The organism is Streptomyces sp. TLI_185 (genome assembly GCF_003814765.1).
In the GTDB taxonomy this organism is placed as follows: Bacteria; Actinomycetota; Actinomycetes; order Streptomycetales; family Streptomycetaceae; genus Streptomyces.
Window position 1 is genome coordinate 9087833 of the sequence record NZ_RKRB01000001.1, and the last position, 22215, is coordinate 9110047.

Annotated in this window: 17 protein-coding genes; 14 read left to right on the forward strand and 3 right to left on the reverse strand. The window is 69.9% G+C overall.

Annotated features, from left to right (window positions below; translation table 11 throughout):
• The first annotated feature begins 9 nt into the window (after positions 1–9).
• The 9 genes from EDD92_RS41665 to EDD92_RS41705 all read left to right on the forward strand — a co-directional run bounded on the left by EDD92_RS41665 (position 10) and on the right by EDD92_RS41705 (position 11084).
• Positions 10–7263, forward strand: coding sequence for an RHS repeat domain-containing protein (locus tag EDD92_RS41665; protein ID WP_123969078.1), 7254 nt, complete (start codon positions 10–12; stop codon positions 7261–7263).
• Between the two features lie 81 nt (positions 7264–7344).
• Positions 7345–7755 carry a hypothetical protein gene (locus EDD92_RS41670; RefSeq protein ID WP_123969079.1) on the forward strand — a complete coding sequence of 137 codons (411 nt, stop codon included), beginning with the start codon at positions 7345–7347 and terminating at the stop codon, positions 7753–7755.
• Positions 7752–8114: a hypothetical protein gene (locus tag EDD92_RS41675; protein ID WP_123969080.1), complete on the forward strand. Its 363-nt coding sequence runs from the start codon at positions 7752–7754 to the stop codon at positions 8112–8114. Before EDD92_RS41670 ends, EDD92_RS41675 begins: the two co-directional genes overlap by 4 nt.
• A gap of 83 nt (positions 8115–8197) precedes the next feature.
• Entirely contained in the window at positions 8198–8467 is a 270-nt protein-coding gene (locus tag EDD92_RS41680; protein WP_185124301.1) for a DUF3349 domain-containing protein, read from the forward strand.
• 119 nt (positions 8468–8586) lie between these two features.
• The gene (locus tag EDD92_RS41685; RefSeq protein ID WP_123969082.1) at positions 8587–8997 is read left to right on the forward strand and encodes a hypothetical protein; all 411 of its coding nucleotides are present in this window, start codon (positions 8587–8589) and stop codon (positions 8995–8997) included.
• Between the two features lie 47 nt (positions 8998–9044).
• Positions 9045–9407 (forward strand): hypothetical protein, encoded by a 363-nt coding sequence (locus EDD92_RS41690; RefSeq protein WP_123969083.1) that lies wholly within the window; start codon positions 9045–9047, stop codon positions 9405–9407.
• Between the two features lie 176 nt (positions 9408–9583).
• Positions 9584–10003 (forward strand): aspartate 1-decarboxylase, encoded by a 420-nt coding sequence (gene panD / locus EDD92_RS41695; protein ID WP_115910693.1) that lies wholly within the window; start codon positions 9584–9586, stop codon positions 10001–10003.
• A gap of 56 nt (positions 10004–10059) precedes the next feature.
• Positions 10060–10413: a GNAT family N-acetyltransferase gene (locus EDD92_RS41700; RefSeq protein ID WP_123969084.1), complete on the forward strand. Its 354-nt coding sequence runs from the start codon at positions 10060–10062 to the stop codon at positions 10411–10413.
• Between the two features lie 38 nt (positions 10414–10451).
• Positions 10452–11084, forward strand: a complete 633-nt coding sequence (locus EDD92_RS41705) for an aspartate/glutamate racemase family protein (RefSeq protein WP_123969085.1) — start codon at positions 10452–10454, stop codon at positions 11082–11084.
• A gap of 531 nt (positions 11085–11615) precedes the next feature.
• Here the strand turns inward: EDD92_RS41705 and gndA are convergent.
• Entirely contained in the window at positions 11616–13055 is a 1440-nt protein-coding gene (gene gndA / locus EDD92_RS41710) for an NADP-dependent phosphogluconate dehydrogenase (protein ID WP_123969086.1), read from the reverse strand.
• A 278-nt stretch (positions 13056–13333) separates the two neighbouring features.
• Here gndA and EDD92_RS41715 point away from each other — a divergent pair, with 278 nt between their 5' ends.
• Positions 13334–14467, forward strand: coding sequence for a transglycosylase family protein (locus EDD92_RS41715; protein WP_123969087.1), 1134 nt, complete (start codon positions 13334–13336; stop codon positions 14465–14467).
• Here EDD92_RS41715 and EDD92_RS41720 read toward each other — a convergent pair.
• Entirely contained in the window at positions 14457–15581 is a 1125-nt protein-coding gene (locus EDD92_RS41720; RefSeq protein ID WP_185124302.1) for a DMT family transporter, read from the reverse strand. The two genes, EDD92_RS41715 and EDD92_RS41720, sit on opposite strands and share 11 nt — an antisense overlap.
• A 282-nt stretch (positions 15582–15863) precedes the next feature.
• On the opposite strand from EDD92_RS41720, the gene EDD92_RS41725 reads away from it, so the two are divergent.
• The 3 genes from EDD92_RS41725 (at position 15864) to glgC (ending at position 19039) form a co-directional block, all read left to right on the forward strand.
• The gene (locus EDD92_RS41725) at positions 15864–16547 is read left to right on the forward strand and encodes a (2Fe-2S)-binding protein (RefSeq protein WP_260327373.1); all 684 of its coding nucleotides are present in this window, start codon (positions 15864–15866) and stop codon (positions 16545–16547) included.
• Between the two features lie 38 nt (positions 16548–16585).
• A complete protein-coding gene (gene glgA, locus EDD92_RS41730; RefSeq protein ID WP_123970784.1) occupies positions 16586–17737 on the forward strand; it encodes a glycogen synthase in 1152 nt (383 codons plus the stop codon).
• Between the two features lie 81 nt (positions 17738–17818).
• Entirely contained in the window at positions 17819–19039 is a 1221-nt protein-coding gene (gene glgC / locus EDD92_RS41735; RefSeq protein ID WP_123969089.1) for a glucose-1-phosphate adenylyltransferase, read from the forward strand.
• A 12-nt stretch (positions 19040–19051) separates the two neighbouring features.
• On the opposite strand, the gene EDD92_RS41740 is transcribed toward glgC, so the two are convergent.
• On the reverse strand, positions 19052–19435 hold the full coding sequence (locus EDD92_RS41740) for a hypothetical protein (protein WP_123969090.1): 384 nt from the start codon (positions 19433–19435) through the stop codon (positions 19052–19054).
• 163 nt (positions 19436–19598) lie between these two features.
• Between EDD92_RS41740 and EDD92_RS41745 the strand changes: the two genes are divergently transcribed.
• Positions 19599–22211 carry a PA14 domain-containing protein gene (locus tag EDD92_RS41745; protein WP_123969091.1) on the forward strand — a complete coding sequence of 871 codons (2613 nt, stop codon included), beginning with the start codon at positions 19599–19601 and terminating at the stop codon, positions 22209–22211.
• The last annotated feature ends 4 nt before the right edge of the window (positions 22212–22215 follow it).

A 22215-nucleotide genomic window follows, 5' to 3' on the forward strand; every position in this document is an offset into this window, starting at 1 on the left:
TTGCGGCGGGTGACCGTCTGGGCCGCGACGACCGCCGCTTTCTCGCTGGCCGTTCAGTCGGCCGTCGCAGACGTCGTGGTCGGCGGCTACCAGTACAAGGACGAGGTCTGGGCGGCCGATCCGCTGCCCGAGCAGCCGAAGGTCCCGGGGCACCCCGCGGACGGCCCCGGCGCCAAGGAGCCCACCCCGCCGCCCGGCGCCCACGAGCTCGCCCGGCACCAGGTGAAGGCACCGAAGTGGCCCGCGGGCGGCACCGCCACCGTCGACCTCGGCACGGCGCGGCAGGTGCGCGGCCGGGCAGCGGCCGCGGCGCCCGGCAAGGTGAAGGCCGCCTCGCTGCCCGTCTCACTGTCGCCCGCCGCACCGTCGGCGATCGGCCCGGGCGCCCGCGCGCTCGTCGGCCACGGCACGCCGGTCGAGGCCGCCCGGTCGTTGCAGGTACGACTAGCCGACCGCGCGAAGGCGAAGCGGGCCGGCGTCGACGGTCTCCTGGTCGGCCTCACCCGCGCCGACCACCGCACCGGCGCCGGCGGCGTCTCCGTCTCGGTGGACTACGCCGCCGTCCAGCAGGCCTACGGCGGCGGCTGGGCCTCCCGGCTGCACCTGGTGGCCATGCCCGCCTGCGCCCTGACGACACCTCAGCTCGCGGCCTGCCGCACCCGCACTCCGCTTGAATCGGTCAACGACCCACAGGCCGGCAAGGTCACCGCCACCGTCGCCGTGCCGGCCGCAACCACCAAGCTGCCCCGCGGGCTTGCCGCCCCCTCCGGCGGCCGTACCGCCCTGGCCTCCTCGGGTATGGCGGTCGCTGCGGTGGCCGGCAGCAAGGGCTCGCAGGGTGACTTCGGCGCCACCTCGCTGTCCGCCTCGGGCGCCTGGTCCTCCTCGGCCTCGGGCGCCTTCACGTACAACTACCCGATCACGGTGCCCCCGTCCCTCGGCGGTGAGGCGCCCAACGTCGGCCTGTCCTACGACTCCCAGTCCGTCGACGGCGAGACCTCGGCGCGCAACTCCCAGTCCTCCTGGGTCGGCGACGGCTGGTCCTACAGCCCCGGGTTCATCGAGCGCTCCTACAAGAGCTGCAAGGACCAGGGCATCGAGGACTCCGGCGACGAGTGCTGGGGCGGCTGGAACGCCACCATCCAACTCGGCACCCACAACGGCCAGTTGGTGCGCGACTCCGACGGCGAGTACCACCTCCAGGCCGACGACGGCACCAGGATCCAGCGGCTCACCGGAGCGTCCAACGGCCTGTGGGACGGCGAGTACTTCAAGGTCACCACGACCGACGGCACCGCCTACTACCTGGGCCTGAACCACGCCCCTGGCACCACCGAAGACGACGCCACCGACAGCGCCTGGGGCGTGCCGGTCTACCACCCCAAGTCCGGCGACCCCTGCCACGACAAGGACAAGGGTGACGACTCCCAGTGCGACAAGCCGGTCGGCTACCGCTTCAACCTCGATTTCGTCGTCGACCCGCACGGCAACGTCCAGCGCTACGACTGGGCGACCGAGTCCAACTACTACAACATGGGCTACGGCCAGGTCGCCAAGGACGACAAGGGCGGCAAGATCACCAAGTACGTCCGCGGCGGCCACCTCACCCGGATCTCCTACGGCTACCAGCTGGCCGACGCGAGGGCGGGCCGCGAGCCGGCCGCCAAGGTCGTCTTCCGCACGGCACAGCGCTGCACCACCTCCGACACGGTCTGCAAGGCGGACAACCTCTCCTCCAAGACCGCGAAGGACTGGCCGGACACCCCCTACGACCTGCACTGCGAGTCCGACTGGAAGAACAAGGCCAAGGACGACGACACCGACGGCGTCTGCCTGACCAGCGGTCCGACGTTCTGGACGACGTACCGGCTCAAGGGCGTCGACACCTCGGTGCGGACGGCCTCCGGCTGGCAGGACGTCGACAGCTACGAGCTCAAGCAGGTCTTCTCCGACGCGGGCGGCACCTACGACCCGGTCACCGGCAACACCCAGGACCCCAAGAGCACCGGCTCACTGCAGTCGGTGATGTGGCTGTCCTCGATCGTCCACACCGGCGAGGACACCTCGGCCGGCGGCGACAAGCCGATCACCCTCGACCCGGTGACCTTCGCCGGGATCGAGATGGACAACCGCGTCGACGGTCTGACCCCGGCCGCCCCGCCGCTGTTCCACCCGCGGATCTCCAGCGTGCAGACCGAGACCGGTGAGTCGGTCGCGGTCACCTACCGCGCGCCGGAGTGCTCGCGGGAGAAGAAGAAAATGCCGGACTCGGCCGACAGCAACACCATGGCCTGTTTCCCGGTGTTCTGGACCACCCCCGGCGGCGTGGAGCCCATCGAGGACTGGTTCCACAAGACCCTCGTCTCCCAGGTCACCGACAGCGACCGCACCAAGGCCGGTTCGCCCGCCAAGGTCACCAACTACACCTACAGCGACGGCGCGGCCTGGCACCGTGACGACTCCGACCTGACCGACGACAAGCACCGCACGTGGAACGACTTCCGGGGCTTCCGCACCGTCACCACCACCACCGGCGCGGCGCCGGACCCGGTCACCCAGAACACCGTCTCCTACCTCCAGGGCATGGACGGCGACTACAAGTCCGACGGCTCCAAACGCAGCATCAAGGTCAAGAACGCCCTGAACGAGGAGATCACCGACAGCCCTTGGCTGGCCGGCACCCCCTACCAGGCCCTGAGCTACACCAAGGCCGGCGGGACCGTCGTGGGCCGCACCCTCACCGACCCGCCCACCAGCAAGGTCACCGCCTCCCGGGACCGCACGGCGTGGACGTCCGAGGACCCCAAGCCCGACAAGCTCTCCACCCTGCCGGACATGACGGCACGCCAGATCACGGGAACCTCGTCCCGCACGATGGGGCTGCTCTCCGACGGCACCTGGCGCACCACTCGCTCCAGCACCACCTTCGACGACAAGGGCCGTACCTGGAAGGTCGACGACGAGGGCGACGTCTCCAAGCCCAAGCAGGAGACCTGCACCACCACGACCTACGCAGACGCGCCCACCGACAACCCGATGATGTTGGTCTACCCCAAGGAGACCATCAGCGTCGCCGGGCCCTGCGGCACCGCCCCCGGCAAGGACACCACCCTCTCCGACAAGCGGATCTTCTACGACGGTGACGGCTCGGTCGACAAGATCGGCACCCTGGGCAGGCTCGGCCAGAACGGCGACTCGCTCGGCCTGGTGACCGCCACCCAGTCGGTCACCTCCTACGACGCGGACGGCGACCCGAAGTTCCAGACGCTCGGCGGCATGTCGTACGACAAGTACGGCCGGATCGTCGCGAACACGGACGCGGCGGGCAACACCACGACCTCGTCCTACGAGCCCACTTCGGGCATCCTGCCCACCACCCTGTCCACGACGAACCCCCTGAAGTGGAAGGCCACCAGCACGGTCTCACCGGGCCGCGGCTCGGTCACCCACGCGGAGGACGCCAACAAGCAGGTCACCGACGCGACGTACGACGCGCTCGGGCGGCGGGAGAAGGTGTGGGGCCCTGGGCGCGACAAGAGCGACCAGAGCCCGAACCGGGTCTACAGCTACGACGTCCACGGCGCGGGCGACAACCCCACCCCGTCCTCGGTCACGTCCAAAAGCCTGCGCGAGGACGGCTCCTACAGCACCTCCGTCACCATCTACGACGGCACACTTCAGCCCCGCCAGACGCAGTCGACCCCGGCGGACAACTCGGCCGGACGGCTCATCTCCTCGACGTACTACGACTCGCACGGCTGGACCGTGTCCAGCATCGGCGCGTACTCCGACGCGGATCACGCCCCCGGCAGCACCATGTGGGCGGAGACCAACCGCACCGGACCTTCGGTCACGCGCACGTCGTACGACGGACAGGGCCGGCCGGTCGCCACCTCCACCGCGTCGTTCGCCGACACCCTCTTCACGTCCTCGACGGACTACCGGGGCGTCGACCGGGTCGACAGCACTCCGCCGAAGGGCGGCAAGGCCACCACGACCTACACCGACGCCCTCGGCCGCACCACGTCCACGGTGGTGCGCGACACCACTCCGGACCGAAAGCTCGCCGGTGGCGGCAAGCTGGCCTCGGGCACCTCGCTGGTCTCCGCCGGCGTCCGGCTGGCCATGCAGGCCGACGGCAACCTGGTGCTGACCTCGCTGACCGGCGACAAGGTGCTGTGGTCGTCCAAGACGTCCGGCAAGCCGGGCGCCTTTGCGGTCATGCAGGCCGACGGCAACTTCGTGGTCCTGGACGCGACCGGGAAGACCACTCTGTGGTCCAGCGGCACCTCCGGCCACACCGGTGGCTACCTCAAGGTGCAGTCCGACGACAACGTCGCCGTGTACGACGCGTCCGACACCGTGCTCTGGTCGACCGGGACGACGGGCAAGGCGGCGACGGCCGACATCACCACGCACTTCACCTACACGCCCGGCGGACAGATCGACACGGTCAAGGACTCGGTGGGCAACACCTGGTCCTACCACTACGACCTCCAGGGTCGCGTGGTCTCCCAGTCCGACCCCGACGCCGGCTCCTCCACGGCCCACTACGACGACATGGGGCGGCTGGACCGCACCACCGACGCCCGCAAGCAGACGCTGTCCTTCACCTACGACCTGCTGGGCCGCCGCAAGGCCGAGTACGCGGGCGACGGCACGACGGACCCGTCCAAGCTGCTCGCGGAGTGGACCTACGACGAGCTCGGCAAGGGACTGCCCGTCGCGTCCACCCGCTACGTCGGGGGCAAGAGCGGCAGCGCCTACGTCCAGAAGATCGACTCGTACAACGCGATGGGTCGGCCGACCAGCACCTCCACGGTGATCCCGGACACCGAGGGCGCCCTGGCGGGCACTTACACCGCCAAGGCCTCCTACACCGAAAACGTCGGCCTGCTGGCGGCGACCACGTACGGCGCCGACGGCGGTCTGCCGACCGAGACCGTGGGCTACGGCTACAACCTCCAGGGCGGCCTGGTCAGCATGGGCACGCCCGCCCGGCCCTACGTCGCCACCGTCAACTACAGCCCGCTCGGGCAGGTTCTGCAGACCACCGTCGGCACCCCGTCGAAGCAGCTGCGCACGGCGCAGACCTACGACCAGGCCACGGGCCGGCTGGCCACCAACCGCGTCACCCTGCAGACCAACACCAACAACCCCATTTCGGACACCACCTACGGCTACGACCAGGCCGGCAACATCACCGCGGTCTCCGACGTCCGCTCCAGCGGCGGCACGGACCGTACTGCCGACACCCAGTGCTTCGCCTACGACGCGCAGGACCGGCTGACCACCGCCTGGACGGACACCAAGGGACTCACCACCGCCACCGCGGGCCAGCTCGCCCGGTGCACCACCTCACGGCCCAGCCCGGCGACCGTCGGCGGACCGGCCCCGTACTGGACGGACTGGCAGTTCAACCAGCTCGGTGACCGCACCCAGCAGGTCGCGCACGACGTGACCGGCAACGCGGCCAAGGACACCACCCAGACGTTCGCCTACCCGGGCGCCGGCACGGCCCCCGCCAAACGGCCCAACGCGGTGTCCACCGTCACCACCCGCAACCCAACCACCGGCACCTCCGTGCTGACCCCGGAGTACGACGACGCGGGCAACACCAAGACCCGGACCACCACCGGAGCCCGCCCGGGCAGTCAGGGGATCGAGTACAACGAGGAGGGCCTGACCTCCGCCACCACCACCGACGGCAAGAAGACCGGCTACCTCTACGACGCCGACGGCCAGTTGCTGATCCAGCGCGGGCCGGGCAACAACACGCTCTACCTCTTCGGCGGCAACGAGCAGCTCAGCCTCGACACCGCCACCAAGGCCGTCACCGGACTGCGCTACTACTGCGCCCCCGACGGCACGGTGACGGTCCGCTCCAGCAAGGGCGGCATCAGCTACCAGCCGACCACCCCACAGGGCACCGCCCAACTCCAGGTGGACGGCAGCTCACTGGCCATCACGCGACGTGCCTTCGATCCCTACGGCAACCCGCGAGGCCCCGCCCCTACCGGGTGGGCCGACAACCACGGCTACCTGGGCAAGCCCGCCGACGCCACCTCCGGTCTGAACCTCCTCGGAGCACGGAACTACGACCCCGTCACCGGCCGCTTCCTGTCGGTCGACCCGGTCTTCGAGAGCGACGACCCGAACCAGATGGGCGGGTACGGCTACGCGGCCGGCAACCCCGTCTCCGGAAGCGACCCCAACGGCCTGGCCTGGTACTCGGACTGGGGCGGCGCGGTCGGCAGCTTCTTCTGCGGCGTGGGCGACAGCTTCGTCGGCGACCCGTGGCAGTGGAGCGTCAACAAGCTCTCCGACGGCTGGAACGGCTTCGCCTCCATCGTCAACGGCGACAACCAGTGGTTCAACGGCTGGACGGGCTACTCGAACGAGACCCCGTTCCAACTCGGCCACACCGGCTACGTCGACGACCACCCGCTGGGCAACCTCTTCGGCGTCGACACCGGCTCGACCTCCTACGTGGCCGGCCAATGGACCGGCGTGGTCGGCACTTTCGCCGTCGACGGCTACGGCGCCTACAAGGCGGTCAGCGGCGGAATCAAGGCCGTCAAGGCGGTCAAGCTCGCCATGTCGGAGGGCGAGGACTTCGTCGGAGCGGTGAAAAGACTGCTCTCCGGGGACCTGCCCACCGCCACCCCGGCCGATCCCGCACCCACGACGCCCAAGAACGGAGACGCTCCGTCGACGCCGAAGGCGGGCACCGGCAAGGGCGGCAAGGAACCGGGCGGCAGCGGGAAGGCCGCCGACGACCGCGCGAGCGGAGCGTCGTCCCGGCGCACCGGCAGAAAGGACGCCAACGACCAGCCGCTGGAGGTCAAGGGACGTGACCAGAAGAACGTCGGAGTCGAAAAGAAGGGCCCCGAGAGTGTGACGACCGGTCGCCGTGCGGACGGGGCAAAGGTGTACTCGGGGCACGGCACCTATGGCAGGAACACGGGCAACTTCATGGTGCCCCAGGGGACTAGGCTTCACTTCTACGTCCCACACGGCCGGAAGCTCGGCGACTCGGCAGGACTGGCCGTGGAGCGCGGGGTTGACGCACCCGGCGCGGTCGAGAGCTTCGGCCCAGGGGACATCCTCCCCGACTACGTCATCGGGCCCCCGACCGACCTGAACATCATGAGTGGAAGCAGAACCGTGACTCGTCCGACGGGGATCAGCGCACTGATCACACAGGGCATGGGCGAGGTACACATGGCCATGTGCCGTGAGTTCGACCCATACATGGTGTGACTTGACCGACCGACCGGGCGCCGCGGAGACCTCCGCAACGCACCTTCTCCGCGGCGTCCGGCCTCACCCGAGAATCGACACATGACCTATTACGCGGATTTCTCGCTCTACGACTACGACTTCCACGAAAAGCCCGAGGGCCTCACCATCGGCTGGCTCGAGGACGGCTACGACTATCCCGTCGACGAGGTTTCCGAGGAGGACCTCGCGAACATCATCGATCTCGGTTCGCTGCGGCAGCACCGGAGCCGGGGCTGGCACTCGTGCACGCTCTGCGGGGAGTACACCGAGCACACGGCGACCTCAAAGCGGGCGGGGATCACCTACCGGCTCGGTCATGCGGAGATCCGTGCGGTCTCGGACGACGGTGTGCTCTACGTCGCCCCGAACCTGATCATCCACTACATCGTCGACCACCTCTACGGACCGCCCGCCGAGTTCATCGACGCCGTCCGGTCCGAAGTCCGAAGGCGCTGGCCGGAGGAGAAGTGACCCGCCCCTACGACCAGCACCACCTGACGGCGCTCGGCGCCCAACTGCACCTGCCCTTGGCCGAACGGACCTGCCCACTCTGCGGCCACTTGACCATGCGCCTCTACCACCACACGAAATACGGCCGGACCGAACCGGCATGGATCAATTACCTGTGGTGCGGCAACTGTCACGCCTACTCGTCGTCCTTCACGGGCGCAGGCCGCAAGATGGTCGAGAGCGATCCACTCCTTGAGGAATTCGGCGACCGGATCGCCGAGGTCTTCCGCGACCACGAACGCCTGCTCAAGATCCTCGACGGCTACTGGAAGGCGGGGAAGCTCCCCCAGGTGATCTCCCGCCGCCCCCGCGGACGCTGATGGCGTCGCACCGCCCACACCGGAGGGCTTCGACTTCACGAAGAACACAGCCTTGGGGAAAAGATGTTGAGGACAACCCAGAGTTGGCGGATGTCGTGCGAGAACTCGTCGAGATCTTTCCCGGCGGTGTCGACGACGATGACTACTACCCCCTTCTGGTGATCCTTGCCGATGTGCTGTCGGAGAGGAATCTGGGAGCGGCCGTGCACGGGGTCTTCGGCCTGGATCCACACGTTGCTCGAAACGAAGCCGCCGATGCCTGCACAGGCAACAAGCCTTCCCGGCGAAGGATCGAGGACTTGCGACGCCGTATGACGGCTAGGGGCTGGTCCATCGTCGATGACGAGGACTGACGTGACGATGTGCCGTGAATTGGCACTGAGGTGACCTGACCTGACCTGACTGGCCGGGCGCCGCGGCGAACGCTGCCGCGCAGCTTTGCCGCAGCGCCCGGCTCAACCCGAGAAGCGACATGACCTACTACGCGGATTTCTCGCTGTACGACCTCATCGAGTACGAAAAGCCCGAGGGCCTCACCATCGGCTGGCTCGAGGACGGCTACGACTATCCCGTCGACGAGGTCTCCGAGGAGGACCTCGCGAACATCATCGATCTCGGTTCGCTGCGGCAGCACCGGAGCCGGGGCTGGCACTCGTGCACGCTCTGCGGGGAGTACACCGAGCACACGGCGACCTCAAAGCGGGCGGGGATCACCTACCGGCTCGGTCATGCGGAGATCCGTGCGGTCTCGGACGACGGTGTGCTCTACGTCGCCCCGAACCTGATCATCCACTACATCGTCGACCACCTCTACGGACCGCCCGCCGAGTTCATCGATGCCGTCCGGTCCGAAGTCCGAAGGCGCTGGCCGGAGGACAAGTGACGGACTCCAGCCGGCCACCGCCGCCTTTCAGAGAGGTCCCCAACTTCATGACCCGCCCCTACGACCATCTGCACCGGGAGTCCCTCGGTGCCCAACTGCACCTGCCCTTGGCCGAACGGACCTGCCCGCTCTGCGGCCACACGACCATGCGCCTCTACCACCACACGACATACGGCCGAAGCGAACCGTCATGGATCAACTATCTGTGGTGCGGCAACTGCCACGCCTACTCCTCGTCCTTCACGGGCGCCGGCCGCAAGATGGTCGAGAGCGACCCGCTCCTCGCGGATTACGGTGACCGGATCGGCGAGGTCTTCGACGACCCCGAGCGCCTGCTCAAGATCCTCGACGGCTACTGGAAGGCGGGGAAGCTCCCCCAGGTGATCTCCCGCCGCCCCCGCGGATGCTGAGGGAAGCTCTCTGCGGCGCCATCCGACGTGACCGGGATCTCGCTGCAGGCCGACGCCCCAGTCCCTACGCTGGTCACGCTCGCCGTCGCGGATGATCCGCGGGAGAGCCGCTGTAGGCTGAAGAACAGCCCTTGACCTGCGGAAGCGGGCAGGGAGCCGAGTTCAGGGAGTTCCGAATGCTGCGCACCATGTTCAAATCCAAGATCCACCGCGCCACCGTCACCCAGGCCGACCTGCACTACGTGGGATCGGTGACCATCGACGCCGATCTCCTCGACGCCGCCGACCTGCTGCCCGGCGAGCTCGTGCACATCGTCGACATCACCAACGGCGCCCGCCTGGAGACGTACGTCATCGAGGGTGAGCGCGGCTCCGGCGTGATCGGGATCAACGGGGCCGCTGCCCATCTCGTCCACCCCGGCGACCTGGTGATCATCATCAGCTACGCTCAGGTGACCGACGCCGAGGCGCGTGCGCTGGAACCCCGCGTCGTGCACGTGGACCGCGACAACCGCATCGTGGCCCTGGGCGCCGACCCGTCCGAGCCGGTACCGGGCTCGGACCAGGAGCGCAGCCCGCAGGCCGTACCGGCCTGATCACCGTCCTCCCCGACTTCGCCGACCTCGCCGACCTTCGGACCAGGAGCGTGCCCATGAGCGACATCGAGATCCGCGACGACCGGGCGGCGGGCCGCCTGGAGGCCCTCGGCGACGGTGCGGACGGCGAAGTCGTCGGCCACATCGAGTACTTCGTCCTCGAAACGCCCGCGCGCGCCCTGGTCCCCGTCCACACGATCGTGGAACCGGCCCACGAGGGGAAGGGCATCGCGGGCTCGCTGGCGCGCGAGCTGTACACCATCGCCGAGCGCGAGGGCGTCGTCGTCGCCCCGCTGTGCCCGTACGTCACCAAGTGGGCCGAACGCCACCCCGAGGAGGCGCCGGCCGCCGACCCGGAGCTGCTGCGGGCGGCGAAGGAGTGGCTGGTGGCGCACCCCGGTCGCTTCTGAGCCCGCCGTAGCCCTTCTGACAAAGGCCTGCCACTCGCATGCTCGCCCTCCTGCACACCTCACCCGCGCACATCCCCGTCTTCGAGGCTCTGCGCGACGAGCACCACCAGGGCCTGGAACTGCGGCACTTCGTCGACGAGGAGCTGCTGGCCCGGGCCCGCCGTGAGGGGCCGGAGGCCGTGGCGGACGAGGTGCGGGCCGCGCTGGACAAGGCGGTCGGGGACGGCGCGCAGGCCGTCCTGTGCACCTGCTCGACCATCGGTGCCGTCGCGGAGGCGGCCACCTCCGGGGTGCCGGTGTTGCGCAGTGACCGTCCGATGGCGGCCGCCGCGGTGGCCGCCGGTTCGCGGATCGTCGTGCTCGCCAGCGTGGAGAGCACGTTCGGGCCGACGGTGGCCCTGATCGAGGAGGAGGCGCGTCGCGCCGGACGCCCCGTCGAGGTGCGCACCCGGCTCGTCGAGGGAGCCTGGGACCGCTTCGCGGCGGGTGACGGCGAGGGCTGCGTCCGTCTCGTGGCGGCCGCGGCCGACGCGGTCACCGGCGCCGATGCGATCGTCCTCGCCCAGGGCTCCATGGCCCCGGCCCAGCAGCTGACGACCACGGCGGTCCCGGTGCTGTCCAGCCCGCGCCCGGGTCTCGCGGCGGCCGCGGAGGCGGTGCGTGCCGGGTAGGCCCACCTGGGCGGCGTGCCGTCCTGCGGGCGGGTGAGTGCGAAGGCGGCCGCCGGGTACGCGGGGCAGTAGTCCAGAGCCGACGTCGACCGACTGGCCGGAGGACACCATGACCGATCCGCACCCCGACCCCGTACCACCGGGTCCCACGCCTGGCCCGGGCCCCCAGCCCCCGGACCCGTACCCGTCGCCGGTTCCCAACCCCCAGCCACCGCCGGGCCCGGAACCCACACCACCGGCACCACCCGGACCGGAACCCACCCCGCCCGCACCTCCGGGCCCGGAACCCACACCGCCCGCACCCCCGGACCCGACGCCGTCCCCGTCGCCGATCCCGCCGGGGCCGGAACCGGTGCCGAACCCGGAGCCGGGGCCACCGCTGACCTGAACCGCTCGACGGCCGTACGGCTGAAGCGGCATCACCGCCTCGTACACCTCCGTCGGCAGCGTCCCGGACCACAGCTGCGGGCGGGGCGGACAAAGACGGCGGACGGCCGCTCGGGCCGCCCGCCGCCTCGTACAACCTGCCTGCTACGCGTCGACCTCCGACCGGTCCCCGCCCCACAGCGTGTGGAACGAGCCGTCCCGGTCCGTGCGCCGGTACGTGTGCGCGCCGAAGAAGTCACGCTGCCCCTGCGTCAGCGCGGCCGGCAGCCGCTCCGCGCGCAGGGCGTCGTAGTAGGCGAGCGCCGCGGCGAAGCCGGGGGTCGGGACGCCCTGGCGGGTGGCGGCGATGATGACCTCGCGCCAGTCGTCCTGGGCGTCCGCGATCTCCTGGGCGAACGTCTCGTCGGACAGCAGGCTCGGCAGGTCGGCCCGGGTGTCGTACGCGGAGCGGATGCGGTCCAGGAAGGCCGCGCGGATGATGCAGCCGCCGCGCCAGATCGCGGAGACCGCGCCCAGGTCGATGTCCCAGTCGTACTCCTCTCGGGCTGCCGCGATCTCGTGGAAGCCCTGCGTGTACGACACGATCTTCGAGGCGTAGAGGGCCTGCTCCACGCGGTCCGCGAACGCCCCCGCCTCCGACTCGGACAGCGGGGAGGCCTTCGGTCCGGCCAGCCCGCGCGAGGCCTCGCGCAGCGCCGCGTGACCCGACAGTGAGCGGGCGAAGACCGCCTCCGCGATGCCGGAGACCGGAACACCCAGGTCGAGGGCGATCTGGACGGTCCAGCGGCCGGTGCCCTTCTGCTCGGCCTGGTCGACCACCACGTCCACGAACGGCTTGCCGGTCGCCGTGTCCACGTGGGACAGCACCTCGGCGGTGATCTCGATCAGGTAGGAGTCCAGGCGGCCCGTGTTCCAGGTGCGGAAGATCTCCGCGATCTGCGCGGGGGAGTATCCGGCCACATCGCGCAGCAGCTGGTACGCCTCGCCGATGAGCTGCATGTCGGCGTACTCGATGCCGTTGTGGACCATCTTCACGAAGTGCCCGGCGCCGTCGGGACCCACGTGCGTGACGCAGGGCGCGCCGTCCTTCGCCTTCGCGGAGATCTTCTCCAGCATCGGGCCGAGCGAGTCGTACGACTCCTTCGGGCCGCCCGGCATGATGCTAGGCCCGTTGAGCGCGCCCTCCTCGCCGCCGGAGACGCCCATGCCGACGAAGTGGATGCCCTGTTCGCGCAGTTCGCGCTCCCGGCGGCGGGTGTCCGCGAAGTGCGCGTTGCCGCCGTCGATGATCATGTCGCCGGGCTCCAGGAGCGGGGCGAACTCCTGGATCACCGCATCGGTCGGGTCACCGGCCTTGACCATGATGACCAGCCGCCGCGGTCGCTCCAGCGCCGCCACGAACTCCTTGGCGGTCTCCGCCGCGATGAAGTCGCCTTCGTGCCCGAACTCCTCGACCAGGGCGTTCGTACGCGCCACTGTGCGGTTGTGCAAGGCGACCGTGTAGCCGTTGCGCGCGAAGTTACGGGCGAGATTGCGGCCCATGACCGCGAGTCCCGTGACGCCGATCTGGGCTGAGTTGCTCATTCGGTTGGCTCCTAGAGGATCCGGTATCGGTGGTGCCGGTCGTGCACGCCAGTATCGCCCCACCGACCATCCTGACTTGCCGGTACGCCGAGCGCATGTCCGGGGTGCCCGACGTTCCGCAGGCAGATACGCACGACGAGCCCCACCTGCCTCAGCCGTTCTGCAACTGCCGTGTATTCCTGGCTGCTTACGGGTCAGGGCGGCCGATTGCTGTCTTGTCATGGCCTGTTCGGGGCGCTTACTTTTGGCCCTTCTGGCATATGTCGAGGGGGATCTTCATGGCCGTACGGGGCCGGCACCGCCGGTATCAGCCGAACAGGATCAACCGGGCCTCACTCACCGTCACGGTCGGCGGCGCCGGCATGGCGATCCCCCTGATCGGCACCGGCACCGCCCACGCGGCCGACGTGTCCACCTGGAACAAGGTCGCCGCCTGCGAGTCGACGAACAACTGGAACATCAACACCGGTAACGGCTTCTACGGCGGGCTGCAGTTCACCCAGTCCACCTGGGAGTCCTACGGCGGCGCGAAGTACGCGCGGCGCGCCGATCTGGCCACCAAGGACCAGCAGATCGCCGTTGCGGAGAAGGTCCTTCAGGGGCAGGGGCCGCGTGCCTGGCCGGTGTGTTCGCAGAAGGCGGGGCTGAGGCGGGACGGCGCCACCCCGGACGTCCACCCGGCCTCCGCCGCCAAGAAGACCCCCGCGAAGACCTCAGTCGAGGACGTGAAGCCGCACTCCACGCCCCAGTCCCGGGCCGGTACGGCCGAGATGTACACCGTGGTCCGCGGTGACTCCCTCTCCCGGATCGCCGAGACCGAGCACGTCCGGGGCGGCTGGCACCGGCTGTACTCCGCGAACCGGAAGACCATCGGTGCCGACCCCGACCTGATCCTCCCGGGGCAGCGGCTGAACCTGCGGGCGAAGGCCCCCGCCACGCACCACGCCGGCTCCAGGCCCTCGACGGAGCAGGCCTCTTCGGCCACCGAGGAGAAGGCCACGACCGGCCACTCCCTCGTCGCTCCGGTGAGCGGCCCGATCGGCACCCCGTACCGCGTGGCCGGCTCCTCCTGGTCGAAGGGCTACCACACCGGCGTCGACTTCCCCGTGCCCACCGGCACGACCGTGAAGGCGGTCGCCGCGGGCCGCGTCGTCTCCGCCGGCTGGGGCGGCTCCTACGGCTACCAGGTGGTGATCCGGCACGCCGACGGCCGCTACAGCCAGTACGGCCACCTCTCGGCGATCTCCGTGAAGGCCGGGCAGGGCGTGGGGGGCGGGCAGCGCATCGGCCGCTCCGGGGCGACGGGCAACGCAACGGGCCCGCATCTGCACTTCGAGGTGCGGACAGGGCCCGGTTTCGGTTCCGACATCGACCCTGTCGCGTATCTCAGGGCCGGTGGCGTCAGGATTTGACGCGTACCCGGTGCCGGTCGACGTCCGGCGACGGGATGTACGAGCCGCCGTAGAAGGGGCCGTAGAAGCGGTAGCGGGCCGGGTCCGGGGGCAGCTCGTCGTCCTCGTCGTAGGCGACCGCCAGGACGGTGGGGCCGACCTGGGCGGGGACGAGGATCTCCTCGCGGGGTGCCGCCACCGGCTGCTCGGGGATCGCGGCGAGCAGCAGTTCCTCGACGGATTCCGTGAGGGGGATCGGCTCGGTGACGGTCTCGGCCGGCTCCGGCGCGGTCTCGGCGGCGGTGGTGCCGGCGATGCGCTCCGTGGTCAGCAGGATCAGGCCGCCGGCCGCGACCACGCCGCAGCTCAGGGCGAGCGCGGTGCCCGTGCTGCCGTAGCGGAAGGTTTCGCCGAACATCGTGATGCCGACCGCGGCCGCCACCACCGGGTTCACGACGGTCAGGGTGGCCAGCGGGGCCGCGAGCCCGGCGCCCCGGTAGGAGGCCTGGGAGACCAGCATGCCGGCCGTGGCGAAGACGCCGATCACGGCCAGGGAGGGGACGTCGGCCGCTGAGACCCCGGCGGTCCAGTCGACCGCGACGGTCTTCGTGAACACCGAGGACATGCCGAAGGCGATGCCGGACGCGGTGGCGAGCAGCATGCTGCGCACCGCCGGGTGCCGGTGGGCGGCCCGGCCCGCGATCATCAGGGCCACGACGACGCTGCCGGACACCACGGCGACGGCGATCCGCTGCGCCGTGTCCAGGGACTGCGCGTCGGAGGTGCCGACCAGGGCCAGCAGACCGGCCAGGCCCACGGTCGCCATGATCGCGCCCCGCCAGGCGGTCGCGCCGGCCTTGCGGCCCACGAACAGCGCCGCCATGGGCAGCGCGAACACGATGGTCAGTGCGCCCAGCGGCTGCACCAGGCTCAGCGGGCCGTAGGCCAGCGCCACGACGTGCAGCAGTCCGCCGAGGCCGTTGAGTGCCACCGCGGCCCACCACGTCGGCCGGCGCAGCGGCGCGTACTCCTGAACGGGCGAGGACACCGCCACGTACTCCTGCACGATCGCCCCGCCGGCGTAGGCGACGGCGGAGACGAGTGAGAGGAGAACGGACAACGCGAGGGCACTCATGAGTTGCTCCTCTGCGTGTGGCGGGGGCGCTGAGCCCTGCGCGACGAACGGTCGGCCTTCATGGGCAACACGATGCCTTGTCGATCTGTTCCCGTCGTCGTCCCAGAGCAGGCAATGGGTCCTACTGCCGATGGAGTACGAATCGGGCGCCGTCCTCCCCAGGGTGGGCGACACGGGGTGGACACCCCCCAGTGGGAACCCCTAGGGCCCTTGGTACTACTGCTCTTCGTGGACCTCGATCAGGATCTCGCCGCCCTCGGACCGCTCGGCGGCTTTTTCGTACTGCGGACGGGCGGAGCGCCACGCACGCCACTGCCGACGCTCGCCCACGCGTACGAGAACCGGTCTTCCGATGTGTACGGAAATGCTATTACTTTCCGGGTCGAAAAGGTGGCGCATGTTCTCCGCGCCCCCGAGTCGCGGATCGCGGCCTCCGTGGCCCAGCAGGGGCTGGCGGCACGGCTGTGGTCGGTGGCGCTCGGCTGTGCCGCACTGTACGGCCGTGTGCCCGACCTGGATCCCGGGCTGCTGCACTGGGACCCCGACGCCTCCGCCCCCGACGACCTGTGGCTGACGGAGGTCCGCCCGCTGCCCGCGGACTCCGCGACCCTGGTGGACGTCGTCCTGCACGGCCACCTCGCCCCGCTGGTGACGGCCCTGCGGACGCACCACCGGATCGCCCCCGGTCTGCTGTGGGGCAACGCGGCCTCCGCGCTGGCGGGAGCCGCCCGGCAACTGGACCAATGGGCCGCCCTGCACGGCCGTACCGAGGCCGCTGCCCGCATCCGTGACCTCACCGCAGAACTGTTCGCCCACCCCCTCCTGTCGGACACCGGCACCCTCACCGGCACCGCCTTCCGGCGCCGCAGCTGCTGCCTCTACTACCGTGTGCCCGGCGGGGGCGTGTGCGGTGACTGTTGCTTCACACGACCGCCGTGCTCTTCCGCGCGCGGCGCATCTGGGTGACCATGAGGGAACCGGTCGCCGAGAGCTGGGGGTTGCGGGTGCGAGTCGGACTGCTGACCCGGGAATACCCCCCGGACGTGTACGGCGGCGCAGGCGTCCATGTCGAGTTCCTCGCCCGGGAGTTGGGCTCCCTGGTCGACCTCGAGGTGCACTGCTGGGGCGAGGGTCGTGGGGTGGGTGTGGTGCGCCACCGCTCCTGGGCCGCCCTGGACACCGCCAACGATGCGCTGCGCACCTTCTCCGTGGACCTCGCGATGGCCGCCGGCCTCGAAGGCCGCGAACTGGTCCACTCCCACACCTGGTACGCCAACCTCGCCGGCCACTTCGGCAAGCTGCTGTACGGCATGCCGCATGTGATGACCGCGCACTCGCTGGAGCCGCTGCGCCCCTGGAAGGCAGAGCAACTCGGCGGCGGATACGCCCTCTCGAGCTGGGCCGAGCGCACCGCGATCGAGAACGCCGACGCCGTGATCGCCGTCTCCGGCGCGATGCGCGAGGACATCCTGACCTGCTACCCGATGCTCGATGCGGCCAAGGTGCAGGTCGTGCACAACGGCATCGACACCGTGCTCTACCGGCCCGACCACGGCACCGACGTCCTCGACCGCATCGGCCTGGACACCGGCCGCCCCTACATCCTGTTCGTCGGCCGTATCACCCGCCAGAAGGGGGTGCCCCATCTGCTGCGCGCGGTGCGGGACATCGACCCGGGCGTGCAGGTCGTGCTGTGTGCCGGGGCGCCCGACACCCCGGAGATCGACCGGGAGTTCCGCGACCTCTACCAGGACCTCAGCCGCGTCCGCGAGCACGTGCACTGGATCCCGCAGATGCTGCCGCGCCCCGAGGTGATCCAACTCCTCACTCACGCTGCCGCGTTCGTCTGCCCGTCGGTGTACGAACCCCTCGGTATCGTCAACCTCGAGGCGATGGCCTGCGGGACACCCGTCGTGGCCTCCCGGGTCGGCGGCATCCCCGAGGTGGTGGACGACGGCAAGACCGGCCTGCTCGTCGACGTGGACGACGACTTCGAGACGGGCCTCGCGCGGGCGCTGGACCAGGTGATCGGAGACCTGGAGGCGGCGCGGCGGATGGGCGAGGCGGGGCGTGAGCGCGCGGTGGGGGAGTTCGGCTGGGATGCCGTCGCCCGCCGTACGGTCCGGCTTTACGAGGAGATCCTCAAGCAGGAATAGAACGGAGGGGACTTCCTCGAACAGGCTTACTCCGCCCTGGGCAGGGGCAGGGATGGATCAACCACGGTGAGGGGAGCGGCCATGCGTCGTGGCGGACCTTCGGTGCTCGGGATCGTACTGGCGGGCGGAGAAGGCAAACGCCTCATGCCCCTGACCACGGACCGCGCGAAACCAGCGGTCACCTTCGGCGGTACGTACCGCCTAGTCGACTTCGTCCTGTCCAACCTCGTCAACGGCGACATCCTGCGCATCTGTGTGCTGACGCAGTACAAGTCGCACTCGCTGGACCGGCACATCACCACCACCTGGCGGATGTCGAGCCTGCTCGGCAACTACGTCACCCCGGTCCCCGCCCAGCAGCGGCTCGGCCCGCGCTGGTACCTGGGCAGCGCCGACGCGCTGCTGCAGTCGCTGAACCTCGTGCACGACGAAAGCCCCGAGTACGTCGTGGTGTTCGGTGCCGACCACGTCTACCGCATGGACCCGCGGCAGATGCTCGCCCAGCACATCGAGAGCGGCGCGGGCGTCACGGTCGCGGGCATCCGGGTCCCGCGTGCCGAGTCCTCGCAGTTCGGTGTGATCACCCCGGGCTCGGACGGCCTGACGGTCGAGCGCTTCCTGGAGAAGCCCGTCGACCCGCCCGGCCTGGCGGACGATCCGGAGACGATCTTCGCCTCCATGGGCAACTACATCTTCACCACCAAGGCGCTGATCGAGGCGCTGCAGCGGGACGCCGACGACGAGAACTCCGTGCACGACATGGGCGGCTCGATCCTGCCTCAGCTCACCGACCGCGGCGAGGCCCAGCTGTACGACTTCAGTGCCAACCACGTGCCCGGCGAGACCAACCGCGACCGCGGCTACTGGCGCGACGTCGGCACACTGGACGCGTACTACGACGCCCACATGGACCTGATCGCCGAGCGCCCCGCCTTCAACCTGTACAACCGCCAGTGGCCCATCTACACGCACTCGTACCAGCTCTCCCCGGCCCGTTTCAACGCGGGCGGCATGGCCAGCGAGTCCATCATCAGCGCCGGCTGTCTCATCCGGGGCCAGGTCACCCGCTCGATCCTGTCGCCGGGAGTCAGGGTCGACCCGGGGGCGGTGGTCCAGGGCTCGGTGCTGCACGACAACGTCCACATTGGGCGGGGCGCGGTCGTGCGCGGGGCGGTGCTGGACAAGAACGTCGAGGTACCGCCGGGCGCGACGATCGGCGTCAACCCGGAGCGGGACGCGGAGCTGTACACCGTCTCCAAGGGCGGAGTGATCGCGCTCGGGAAGGGACAGCTGGTCACGTAGGTGCCGGCAGGTTCAGCCAGGCGGCCGCATCGACTGGAAGTTCTTCATGATCGCCTCGCTGGTCGGGCGAAGCTCGTCCTTGGGGCTGATCTGCAGATACTCACTGCCGGGCTCCGTGTGAACGGGCACATGGCCGGGCGGGGCGTAGAACGCGTCGCCCGGGCGGTACACCTCGTCGTGATCCGCGTAGTGGAAGGTGAGCTCGCCCTTGAAGACATAGCCCCAGTGCGGGCACTGGCACCGGTCGTCGGGCAGTCCCTTGAGCAGCGGCCCGTGGTCGACGTCCGCGCGGAACGTCAGGAAGTCGATCCTGTAGTCGTCCAACTCCTCGCCGCGGTCGACGACCGGACCGAAGTCGCCGCCCTGGGTGGCCGTGTCCCTGGAAACCTTCGGCATCCTCGTCGCCTTCTCTCTGCCGAGTCGGGCTCCTGCTTCCATCCTCCGCGGTCGCAAGGCGAACGGCATCCGGTGCCGTGGCTTGTCATGTCCCTGGACGGAATCCGGAATCCGTGTTGTCATGCCAACTGCTGTCCATGACAACGTTGTTATGGGAGGTTCCGTGCACTTCCGCCGCCTCAGAGACAGACTTGCCTTACTGCTCGCCGTGCTGCTCGGCGCCACCGCACTCGCCGCCACCCCCACCGTGACCGCCGCGGCCGACGACCCCGTGGAGATCCATGGCCTGAAGGGGGAGTACTACACCCAGTCCGCCCCCGGCGCCTTCGACTTCGACCGGCTCAAGGCCACCGGATTCGACCCGAACCTCGACTTCGGCAACCTCGAGCCACGCCTCGCCTTCACCACCGGGCAGTCGGACGACGTCAGCGTCCGCTGGACCGGAAAGATCGTCCCGGAGAGGAGCGGCCCCCACACCTTCTCGATCACGGGCGACAACGGCTTCCGGCTGTGGATCGACGGAAAGATCGTCGTCGACCACTGGGTGGACGACTGGGACCGCGAACAGACCGGTGACCCCGTCGAGTTGACCGCCGGCAGGGCCTACGACATCAAGGTCGAGTACTTCGAGCACTACGGCGGCTCCAACCTCCACCTGCGCTGGACCGAGCCCGGCGGCAGCAAGGAGGCCGTCCCGCAGTCCGCGTTCCGCCTCCCCGACGGATGGGCCTACGAGGGCGCCACCGCCGCGACGGTCACCGGCGCCGGCCGCACCCTCAAGCTCGACTTCCCCCAGCGCCTCGCCGCGCCCCCGGCCGGCCTGGCCGACCACCTCGAAGCGGTGATCGGCGGCGCCAAGTGGCCCCTGGCAGCCGCCCAGCCGGACCCCGCCGACCCGAGGGCGCTGCTCGTCGCCCTGAAGGAACCCGTCGTAGGCAACAAGACCGGCACCGCACGCGGCACCGCCGACGTCCGCTACGACGGAAACGGCGGCCTCACCACCGCCGACGGCAACGTTGTCAAAGCGTTCTGGAGCAGCGGCCCCAACCACTCCACGTACGAGCTGCGCACGCAATGGGCCGACCAGGTGGGCCCGGACAACGCCCTTCCCGAATACCCGCGCCCGCAGCTGACCCGCCCCGCCTGGCGCAACCTCAACGGCCGCTGGCAGTTCGCCGCCGCCACGGCCGGGGAGCGGCCGCCCGTCGGCAGGACACTCGCCGAGCGCATCCTCGTCCCGTACCCCGTGGAGTCCCAGCTCTCCGGCCTGGAGCGGCACGAGGACCGCATGTGGTACCGCCGCACCTTCACCGTCCCCGCCGACTGGAACATCGGCTCCGGCAAACGGCTGCGGCTCAACTTCGGTGCCCTCGACTGGCGGGCCGAGGTGTACGTCAACGGCACCAAGGTGGCCCAACACCAGGGCGGATACGACAAGTTCGGCGCCGACATCACCGACGCCCTCAGACCCGGCCGCACCCAGGAACTGATCGTCGGCGTCTACGACCCCACCGATGCGACCACCGGCGAGAATCCGCCGCTCGGCAAGCAGCGCCTGGACCCGAGCGGCATCTGGTACACGCCGACCTCGGGCATCTGGCAGACGGTGTGGATGGAGCCGGTGGCGAGCGAGCATGTCGACTCCCTCAAGCTGACCCCCGACGTCACCAAGAACCAACTCACCGTCGCTGCAAAGGGAGTTCGCGACGGCGTACCGATCACGGCGACCGCATACGAGGGACACCGCAAGGTCGCCACGGCCCGCGGCCGAACCGGCGGTCCCCTCACCCTGACCATCCACGACCCGCACCTGTGGTCGCCCGACGACCCGTTCCTCTACGACCTGAAGGTCACTGTCGGCGCCGACCGCGTCGGCAGCTACTTCGGCATGCGCTCGATCGCCGTCGAGAAGGTGAACGGCGTCCCGCGCACCCTCCTCAACGGCAAACCGGTCTTCATGATGGCCACCCTCGACCAGGGCTTCTGGCCCGACGGCCTGTACACCGCACCGACCGACGAGGCCCTCGCGTACGACCTGAAGGTCCACAAGCAGCTGGGCTTCAACGCCGTGCGCAAGCACATCAAGGTCGAGCCCGACCGCTGGTTCTACTGGGCCGACCGCCTGGGCCTCCTGGTGTGGCAGGACATGCCGGCGATGACCGCCGGGGTGAATCCGAGCGCCGAGGCCCGAGCCGAGTACGAGCGGGAGATGAAGCAGATGATCGACGAGCACATCAGCAGCCCGTCGGTCGTCATGTGGGTCACCTTCAACGAGGGCTGGGGCCAGTACGACGAGGCCCGCATCGCCGACCAGGCGGGGGCCTGGGACCCGACCCGGCTGGTCAACTCCATGTCCGGGCTCAACCTCGGGGCCGACGGCGGCACCGGCGACGTCATGGACGAGCACGGCTACCCCAGCCCCGCCCTACCCCCGCATCCGGACGGCCGGCGCGCCCTGGTCAGCGGCGAGTACGGCGGCCTCGGCCTCGCGGTGCCGGGACACGCCTGGTCCGTGCAGCAGTCGTACGTGGACGTCGACCCGGCGGCCTACACCGACGACTACCTGGCCAGGCTCGCCGAAGTACGCGCCCTGGCCTGCAAAGGGAGCAACGGCGCGGTCTACACCCAGATCTCGGACGTCGAGGGCGAGTTGAACGGCCTGCTGACGTACGACCGCAAGGTGCTCAAGCCGGACGTCCAGCGTGTGCGCACATCCCAGAAGGCCCTGATCCGCGACGCTTCCCAGGCGACTCCCGCAGGCTGCCCGACCCCCTGAACCC

Coding starts and splice junctions, on each gene's coding strand:
- gndA (WP_123969086.1), bottom strand. CDS start 13,055: ATGAGCAACTCAGCCCAGATCGGCGTCACGGGACTCGCGGTCATGGGC.
- EDD92_RS41670 (WP_123969079.1), top strand. CDS start 7,345: ATGACCTATTACGCGGATTTCTCGCTCTACGACTACGACTTCCACGAA.
- EDD92_RS41700 (WP_123969084.1), top strand. CDS start 10,060: ATGAGCGACATCGAGATCCGCGACGACCGGGCGGCGGGCCGCCTGGAG.
- panD (WP_115910693.1), top strand. CDS start 9,584: ATGCTGCGCACCATGTTCAAATCCAAGATCCACCGCGCCACCGTCACC.
- EDD92_RS41720 (WP_185124302.1), bottom strand. CDS start 15,581: ATGAGTGCCCTCGCGTTGTCCGTTCTCCTCTCACTCGTCTCCGCCGTC.
- glgC (WP_123969089.1), top strand. CDS start 17,819: ATGCGTCGTGGCGGACCTTCGGTGCTCGGGATCGTACTGGCGGGCGGA.
- EDD92_RS41705 (WP_123969085.1), top strand. CDS start 10,452: ATGCTCGCCCTCCTGCACACCTCACCCGCGCACATCCCCGTCTTCGAG.
- EDD92_RS41715 (WP_123969087.1), top strand. CDS start 13,334: ATGGCCGTACGGGGCCGGCACCGCCGGTATCAGCCGAACAGGATCAAC.
- EDD92_RS41685 (WP_123969082.1), top strand. CDS start 8,587: ATGACCTACTACGCGGATTTCTCGCTGTACGACCTCATCGAGTACGAA.
- EDD92_RS41740 (WP_123969090.1), bottom strand. CDS start 19,435: ATGCCGAAGGTTTCCAGGGACACGGCCACCCAGGGCGGCGACTTCGGT.
- EDD92_RS41690 (WP_123969083.1), top strand. CDS start 9,045: ATGACCCGCCCCTACGACCATCTGCACCGGGAGTCCCTCGGTGCCCAA.